An 8200-nucleotide genomic window follows, 5' to 3' on the forward strand; every position below is an offset into this window, starting at 1 on the left:
GCGCGGCCTCCACGGCGAGGCCCAGCGTGATGGTGGCCGACCGATGCCGACGGGTCGAGCCACGAGAGTGAGCTGGCCGAAACGCCGCTTCCCGTCATTGTCGAGCTGCCCGACGCTGGGCAACCGCCGAGGTCGCCGCTTCCACACCGGTGGCCATGGCCATGCGACCGGGAACGCAAGCACCACGGCAAGGACCGGTGGATGCCCGGGAGCGCCGGCGATCGTACTGAGCGGTTTAGGTGCTGCGCCCAGGCCGTAGAGAAGGACGACAACGGAAACGACGATAAAGGCCATTGTCATCGCCGCGAAGACCAACCTGCCAAGGTGACCGAACCAGGTCGCCGCACCGACGAGGACCACCAAGCCGAGTCCGAGCAACAAACGCCAGGGAGCAAGGGCGGGGAAATAGGCGATCACCGCCGAGGACCCCGCCGAGACGCTGATCGCGATAGTGAGCAGGAAATCCACCACCAGCGCGCCGATCGGGATGAAGGACCAGCCGTCTCCGAAGGCCTCACCCACCGCGGCCGGCGCCCCGCCACCTCTCGGGTAGCGCGCGACGAGTTGCCGGTAGTTCACGATCACCAAGGCGACGATGGCTACCACCAGGACCATCGCCGGGACCAGCAACGCCAAATCCCCGTCCAGGGCGCGCAGGGCCGCTTCTATGGCGTACGCGACGGAGGAGACGGGGTCGGCCATCACCGCGAAGGCAAACGCCAAGAGCAGTGCGGTGCGGGAACGCAGGCCTCTTCCCAGTCCACCTCCTGGGGACGTTCCGCTCGGAATTTTCACTGGGACCTCCGGTTCCATGACAGCCTTATCGAGCTGCCGACCAGACTTCCCGGCTCACCTCCGAATGCCTCCCGCCCGCAGCTAGGAGCGCGGGCGGGAGACGCTATCGCGGAATCGCTACTGGGGAATAGCGCCGATCTGCTGCATGAGGCTGAGGGTGTCAGTAGATCCCCAGTGCTCGGCAACCTTGCCGTCCTCGACGCGGATGATGTCGGTCCCGCCGAATTCGACGGTGTTGCCCGACGCTGGAACGCCCGCCATGTCCCCGCGGTGCGTACCCGTCATCACCACGTGGCACGCCTCCAATCGTCCGTCAGTCAGCCACGGCTCTATCGTCTTGACCTTAATGTCCGGGAACGCCGCCCGGATGGCGGTGACGAAGAACCGGACGCCTTCCTTCCCAGGCGGTTGCCCGGGGAGAGCCTCTTCGTGGTCCACCAGGTTGTCCGTCGCCAGTTCATCAATGAGATCGAGGTTTCCACCCTCGATGATTTCCTTGTAAAAACGCCCGATCAGTCCAGTGCCATCAGTCATTTCCGTCTCCTTAATGAACGAGACCGTCCCATTTTTTCCCCCGCACTTACATCCCGACGCCGGGCACCATCCCCGGTGCAACGGCGATCGCCACCGCGATCAGGGCCAGCCCGACGGCGACCAATCGGTTGGCGATCCGTCTCCACGGAAGCATCTTCTCCAAAGCAATGAATGCCCCCACCACAGCCATCCAGCCGACGCTCATCACGCCGAGCGCGAAGAGTGCCACCATCAGCGCCCAGCAGCAGGCAACGCACCATGCACCGTGCTCGAGTCCAAGACGCAGCGCGCCAAACCGTCCATAGCGGATGCGGCGCAGGATGAAGTCCATCGGCGTCCGGCATTTCATCAGGGAGACGTTCTTGGCTGGCGTGAGTTGGTAGACGGCCGCCACAAAAATCACTCCGGCCGCCAAGTAGCGACCGCCCGGATCGGAGGAAAACAATCCGGGGATGAGGGACGCGACCATCGCGTAGAGCGCGTACGCGGCGAGGCCGAAGATCGTCCAGGAGATCAGGTAGCCGGCCACGAAGACTGCCGTGGAGCCTGCCGGGGCATAGCGTCCGGTCTCCCGACGGTGGTGGGTGATCCGGGCGTAAGCAACCACCATGGGCGCCACCGACGGAAACATCATGGCCGCCAACATGACCACCCAGGTGGTGAGGAAGAAGCCAAGCGGTCCCGGATCTGTCCAACGGCCCATGTCCATCCCGGATGTTTGCACCGCAGAAACGATCCAGCTCACGGCCGCGAGGATCAGCAATACAGCAACCAGACCGGCTTCGCGTGGATCCATCCTGAAAGCGGTGGCTCGCGGCGTACCGGCCGCCACAGCTCCCCGAATCAACTTTCTACGAGGCAGGTTCCCGGCTGTCATGCCCTGCCCTTGGGGGCGCCTTCAGCCATTTCGCTTGCGTAGGCGAACTCTCCGCTCTCGCCGTAGATCCCATCGAAGTCCAGGCCGAAGAGATCCGAGTGACCGGGCGCCTTCCCGATCATGTAGTCGGACGCGAAGGCGTACATCGCGTTCTTGACGGTAGTGACGCTGCCACCCGGTCCGGGCAGCGTTTCCAGTGCGTAGTTCACACTGTCTCCCACCGAGGCGGACGGGTTATCGCCATCCGAGAACGCGACAGCGGCCCGCTGCACGCCCAGCCATTCGCCGTACAGGGCCGCCAGATCCCCGAACGGTCCGCCGACCTCGCCGTGCAGGATGCTTTCAAGGGCGGTCGTCTGCCCATCGGAAGCGCCTTCATCGACGACGACGCCGATCTTCCAGCCGCCCGCTGTGAGGTTCGACGGGAAGAAATTGACGAAGGCGAAGTCGACACCCGAAAGGTCGGTGTCATCGAGCTTCCCGTTCGCAACATGGAACACTGCCACGCCGCGGCATTCGCCGTTGGCACTGTTGGGTCTGCCGTCCACCGGACAGGGACAGATCAAAGCGCAACTGCAATTGGCAACATATTTTCCGGACATTTCCCAAGACATTGAGGACTCTCCTCGCTAGTTCATTCGACTAGCGGAGCTCCCCCAGAGGCAGCGCCGAAAACACTCACTATGAGACCCACGAACCTCGTAAGGCCGAGATTATTCCCACCGGATAGGGGTGTCAACAAGCTCTGCTAAGCCACAACGCGAGCGTCTCAAAGAAGCCCTTCAGTTCCCCGTGGCCGGGACCACGCCCCCTGTTTCGAGGCGGACCGGGTAGCCGAGCCGGCTTCGTAAGCGGCGGCAAGGGCACTGCTGTCTGCGCCCTCTGAAACAGTGGCCACCACATGGGATCCGTCATTGGCCATCCCGACGACCCTGACTCTTACATCTTCTGCTAAAAGGGTTCCCGCCCGGTCCATGGCAGTTCCCGGAACGCACGCTGCGGAACGGAGCGAGATATCAACGCCGGGGAGTTGGTCGCGCAAAAGTGCGATGCGGTCGTTCTCCGGGCCGTGCCACGTGATGACGAGCTTCCCCTGTCCAAGGGCGACTGACCCGAAGTTGGGGTCGCCGCTCAACTCTTTGGTGAGGAGGCTTGCCGCTGACGCCAGCGCCCCGTCCTGCGGTGCCGCTTCGGTAATCTGGACCGGATCCGTAACTCGTATTGAGCCGGCATGACGTTGGACACCCTTGTCGCACGCAGTCAACGCGTCTCCGCAGATCAGCATCGCTGAAACTATGCCTGCATTGCTTCTCCAACGCACAACACCCGCCAGCTACAAGGCCCTCACGAACGATCTAACAAGGAGATCACCGGGACTGTAATTCTCTGCCCACAATGCGAAGCTCTCGTTGATCGCAAGCATGTACAACTTGGCGCGGAAGGTGCCTTCGTAGGTGCCGTTAAGTCCCAATGAAATAAGGGGATAGAAGTCCTTGTGCTCATCAAAGCTGGCAAAGATTCCTTCCAGAAGCTTCTGGCGGTCTGGACTAAGGAACCACTCCGACGGCGCATCAGGCTTCGACTCTGCATATCTTGGGTCCGCTTCCTCCCACGAGTCGAGCCATTGCGCAGGGGTATCGAGCACAGCAGTTACTTCGATCCTCATCCCGCTTAGAACGCCTCGGATGGTATGCCAGGAACCCTCTAGGTTGCCAAGCACGGATTCACCAGTTTCAAGGCCCGTGACCCTGATTCTTAGTGTTGTTGTGTCCATTTGAGCCTGCTCGGGCAAACCGATATGCGGTTCATCGGGGTGCATTCTCGGCCGCACATAAGCACGTCCGTCGGCTCCCGTGAACAGGCGACCGCGCGCTTCGACCAAGCTTCCGTCTTGGACAGAAAGCAATTGCTGGCCGCTGTTTGATGATCTGTTTCTATTCATAGGGCGTAGTTACCGCACGGAATCAGGAACCAACACCCAGAGCGACCAGCGGCCGGCGTTGAAGGTGCCGGGACGATTCTGAAGACAGTCATAGTCACGAATATAGCCGTGCATGCTCAGGACTGCGAAGGAAGCCCTTTTACACGTCTCTTTACTGTAGAAGTTGTCTTGCCAGACGTTCCAAACAAGGGCAACCTGCGGCTCCATGGTTGCATCCACAACGGCGCCAGCAAAGCCCGTAGTCGGGGCGGCGGTGGCGATACCGACGCTGGTGCCCGAAAAGGCCAACACTGAAGAAAGCGCGATTGAGCCAAGTGTCTTGCGGAAATTGAACAATAACGGATCTCCCCCAAAAAGGTAAGCCAAAAGCTTGTTCATCAACAATATTTGCAATCAATATAAAAAATCAATAGCCGATGGAGGACTTTAATTTTAAGGTCAGAACCAGAATTGATTTTTGCGTCCGTGCGGGCTTCGCTAATACTCAATTCCGGCTTTGGGACCACTCAATTTGAGGTCCTTACATACTCAATTTCGAGTACTCACCACTCATTAAAGGCAAAACGCTTGACACCGGCAGATTGGGAGTGAGTCAAGCCCCAACTCAGGCAGGGCCCGTACTCACCGTGGCGGGCGCAGCCGAGGAGCTACAGCCGGGCGTCCAATTATCCGCCGTTTGTTTGGGAGTTTCGAGCGTGCGTATGAAGGGACTGGCGCGTAGTGGTTCCGGTCTTGGCAAGGGCCCTGGAGATGTGGTTTTCCACGGTCCGGGGACTGATCCCCAGGAGGGCAGCGATTTCTGGGGTGCGTTGGCTGCCTGCCAGGAGGGCAACTTCCCTCTCGCAAGGAGTCAGACCCTGGGGATGCCCTCCCATGTCGAGGGTCAGTTGTACCCCTTTTGTGCCGGGAAGCGGTTTTCGAAAGTTGAGATGATCTGATGAAAGGTCTTGGCCACTCCCCGGTGGCGTTTGAAGAGGTGATCCTTCACCACGCCTTTCAGCAGCCTGGTGATCGCGGGAAGGTCGGAGTCGGCTTCATATTGGTCCAACAGCATTTTTAGCAGTTGGTGGTCGCGGTCACGGACGGCACCGGCGATGGCGATGAACTTGGCATGCGATGTCACCGCGTTCTCTTGCAGTAACCGTTGCGTGATCTCCAGGATCTTATGCCCGGGATAGAGGGAAAGCATGAACAGTGAGGCATACACGGCTTCGGTGATGTAACCCCGGTCTAGTTGTTGTTCCAGAAGGTCGGCAGCCTTTTCATCAAATTCGGCTGGATCGGCGTATTTCCGGGTAACGAGCTCATAGACCGCTTTTCCGGTTCCAGGCAGGGGCCCGATGTCGGCGACGTCTTTGCGCGCCTGAATCCCCAGCGAGTGGACATTCTTGCTGGAGAGCGAGTCCACGGACAAACGGCTCCATGCCAGCGGCAAGGTCGAAGCCATCTGCTGAATCAAGGGCCGGAGTGCAGCTTGGGCGTCGAAGCGGTAGAGCTCCAGAATGCCCCGGCTGACCTGCAGAACGCCGCTCTCCGGGTGACGGCTGCGGAGCCCGCCCAGGGTTTCGTCAAGGTTCACAGGCATTCGGTCAAAGGACGCCTCGAGGTAGAGCGCGAACGCTTGGGCTTCTGCCTTCCAATCGGGGTGAGCTTCGCCGATCGCTTGGAGCATGTCCGTCGCCGCAGCTAACTGGCCGCCATTGACGATGGCCCACGGCGCCCGGGTCATGGCGACGAAGAAGTGATCGCCGGAATCAGCTCCTACAGCCTCAGTTTCGCTGAAGACTTGTTCGATGCGTGAGGGATCGATCGGACCGCCCCAGTAGAACTTGAGGAACGCTGCTGCGCTGGACATGGTCTTTTCGGACGCATTTCGAGGCTGTCCAGGATGTCTGCCTCAACTATCTGCATGAGGGGCCCCAGCGGCCGGGCTCCCACCACGGACAGGGTATGCAGAGCCGTCCGCTCATCGGCGCTTAGTCCGTGAAGTAGTTCCTGGACGGTGCTCTGGAGATATTCGTTCCAGAGTGTGTGCCCGCTCATGCTCCACTGTCCGTCAAGGAGAACAAGCTGCTCGCTCAGCTCCGCGCTTTGGGCGATCCTGACCACGAGCCGCGGGTTGCCACCGGATTTCATGAGCACGGCGGTGGTCAAATCCACGTCCGGCGGCGACCCGAGCGTTTGGGCCAGGAGTTTGTTGACTTGATCGTAGTCAAGAGGACTGAGTCGCATCGTTGTCTCCGGCCATCGGGCAGGCGTGAACACGGAGGCCATTGAATACAGTGGGGCATCGTCCATCGTCACCACCAGCGGCCGTTCGGTCCGCCTCTGAACAATGTCGATGACTGCCACCGATTCCTTGTCGAGCTCATCGATATCGTCAACAACTATTGCCCTGGCGCCTCGCTGCGCCAACTGTTCGGCGAGCACGTTCGCGACTCCTAGCGGCCCATTCTCTTGCCCGCGCCCTTCCAGTCCGAGTGCGCCAATCCCTGCGAACGGAGTATCATTCAGAAGCGGCGAGCCCGAGAGGCTGTAGACCGTGAACCCGGCCTTTTCGAGGCCAGCGGCGATCGACTCCAGGACCGTTGATTTTCCGCTTCCGGGGCCGCCGACGATCCGAACACTGACACCGCCAGCCACGTAGCCAAGTGCCCGCCGGACTTCCTCTTCGAACACTTCGCAACTCCTGACGCAGACACCCCAGCTTTGAAATATGAGCCTAGTGGCATTCCACATCCGAGGAGAGCGCCCCAGAGCCCTAGCCTGACAATCTATCCAACGCTACGGGCGAAAATGATCACTGAGTAGGCATTGCACCGAAAATGAGTGGGGAAGGTGCGTCGGAGTAGGTATAGGGGTTTGTCGACCCGCAGCGGGTATCGGAGCGGCGCGATGGGAATTACCCCACTGCCCCCGGCTTCCGCCAAGCCAGCGCCAACACAAACACCACCGCGCTCAACCCCAGCATCACCAACACCATGAGCCCCCAGTTTGCCTGGTTCACGCCGGGACCGTACAGCACACCAATGAGCACCGTCGCCGTGATGGCCCCGAGGTATCGGCACGTCTGGAAAATCCCGGCCGCCACTCCCCTATCCTCAGGCCGCGCGGACACATACAAACCTTGGTTCGATGCCGTACTGACCACGCCATATGGCACACCCATCAGCGCCGTGAGCACGAGCACCAGCGGCGGCCAGAAGGACAGCGTCAACACTCCGAGCGCACCGGAAGCCAGCGCCAAAAGCACGACGCCGGCGATCATCACGGACCGCACGCCGAACCGCTCAATGAACCGCACCGTCACCGGCGTCATGAAAACCGACATGGCAGCAAGGGGCAGCATCAGCAGGCCGACCACGCCGGCGTCGTACTTTCCAGCCTGCTGCAGCAACTGCGGAAGGCCGAAGAACGCAAAATAGTAGACCGCACTGAACACCGCGAAACCCAAGTACAACAGCAGCAGCGGCCGGTTCCGGCCGAGCAGCCGCAAGTCCAGGAACGACGGACTGAACCGGAACTCGCGCCACGCGAACAGCCCCGCAAGGACAACCGCGACGGCGATGAACCACCAACGATAAGCCGGCATCACGTTAAGCAGCGCCATCATCGCGAGCGTCAGTGAGGCGATGAACGCCAGGATGCCCGGAATGTCGGAATCGCGCAGGAGTGCGGAGAGTTTGCCGCTTTCGCGTCCGACGTCGGGCGGCGCCACGCGCTGCACCACAATGAGGGCCAGAAGCGAGATCGGCACGTTGATCGCGAACAGCGCCTGCCAGCCGACCAGGCTCACCAGGAGGCCGCCGACGACGGGTCCCACCGCCGCCGCCGACGTGTTCGCCATCTGGATCCGCCCCAAGGGTCGGGTGGAGCTGATGTTCGCCTGCCGGCTGAGCGTCGAGACCATGACGACGGCGCACGGGTACGCCGTCGCGGTCCCCACTGCCATGAGTGCGCGGGTCACGCAGACCAGTGCGAAGTTCGGCGAGAACGGCGCCAGAAGGCAGGAAATGGCGACCACCGCCATACCCGAAGGTGAACAACCTTCG

At 61.0% G+C, this 8200-nt stretch carries 9 protein-coding genes and 2 pseudogenes; all 11 read right to left on the bottom strand.

Annotation, left to right across the window (positions count from 1 at the left end; all coding sequences use genetic code 11):
* Window positions 1–795: pseudogene (locus AHiyo1_RS07110) on the bottom strand (hypothetical protein); the annotation flags it as partial.
* 117 nt (window positions 796–912) lie between these two features.
* Window positions 913–1329, bottom strand: coding sequence for an ester cyclase (locus AHiyo1_RS07115; protein ID WP_059388081.1), 417 nt, complete (start codon window positions 1327–1329; stop codon window positions 913–915).
* A 46-nt stretch (window positions 1330–1375) separates the two neighbouring features.
* On the bottom strand, window positions 1376–2125 hold the full coding sequence (locus tag AHiyo1_RS07120) for a DUF2182 domain-containing protein (RefSeq protein WP_059388088.1): 750 nt from the start codon (window positions 2123–2125) through the stop codon (window positions 1376–1378).
* A 77-nt stretch (window positions 2126–2202) separates the two neighbouring features.
* A complete protein-coding gene (locus AHiyo1_RS07125; protein WP_059388082.1) occupies window positions 2203–2820 on the bottom strand; it encodes a DUF1326 domain-containing protein in 618 nt (205 codons plus the stop codon).
* 155 nt (window positions 2821–2975) lie between these two features.
* Window positions 2976–3491 carry a hypothetical protein gene (locus tag AHiyo1_RS07130; RefSeq protein WP_059388083.1) on the bottom strand — a complete coding sequence of 172 codons (516 nt, stop codon included), beginning with the start codon at window positions 3489–3491 and terminating at the stop codon, window positions 2976–2978.
* A gap of 48 nt (window positions 3492–3539) precedes the next feature.
* Entirely contained in the window at window positions 3540–3872 is a 333-nt protein-coding gene (locus tag AHiyo1_RS07135; protein WP_216363148.1) for a hypothetical protein, read from the bottom strand.
* A 285-nt stretch (window positions 3873–4157) separates the two neighbouring features.
* Window positions 4158–4526 carry a hypothetical protein gene (locus AHiyo1_RS07140; protein WP_059388085.1) on the bottom strand — a complete coding sequence of 123 codons (369 nt, stop codon included), beginning with the start codon at window positions 4524–4526 and terminating at the stop codon, window positions 4158–4160.
* A gap of 287 nt (window positions 4527–4813) precedes the next feature.
* A complete protein-coding gene (locus tag AHiyo1_RS07145; protein WP_084784395.1) occupies window positions 4814–5023 on the bottom strand; it encodes a response regulator transcription factor in 210 nt (69 codons plus the stop codon).
* Window positions 5024–5031: 8 nt separating this feature from the next.
* On the bottom strand, window positions 5032–6003 hold the full coding sequence (locus tag AHiyo1_RS07150) for a hypothetical protein (protein WP_059388086.1): 972 nt from the start codon (window positions 6001–6003) through the stop codon (window positions 5032–5034).
* Window positions 5910–6827, bottom strand: coding sequence for an AAA family ATPase (locus AHiyo1_RS07155; protein ID WP_059388087.1), 918 nt, complete (start codon window positions 6825–6827; stop codon window positions 5910–5912). The genes AHiyo1_RS07150 and AHiyo1_RS07155 overlap by 94 nt, the downstream gene beginning before the upstream one ends.
* Window positions 6828–7050: 223 nt before the next feature.
* A pseudogene (locus tag AHiyo1_RS07160) lies at window positions 7051–8200 on the bottom strand (MFS transporter); the annotation flags it as partial.

It is taken from the genome of Arthrobacter sp. Hiyo1 (assembly GCF_001263615.2).
Lineage (GTDB): Bacteria > Actinomycetota > Actinomycetes > Actinomycetales > Micrococcaceae > Arthrobacter.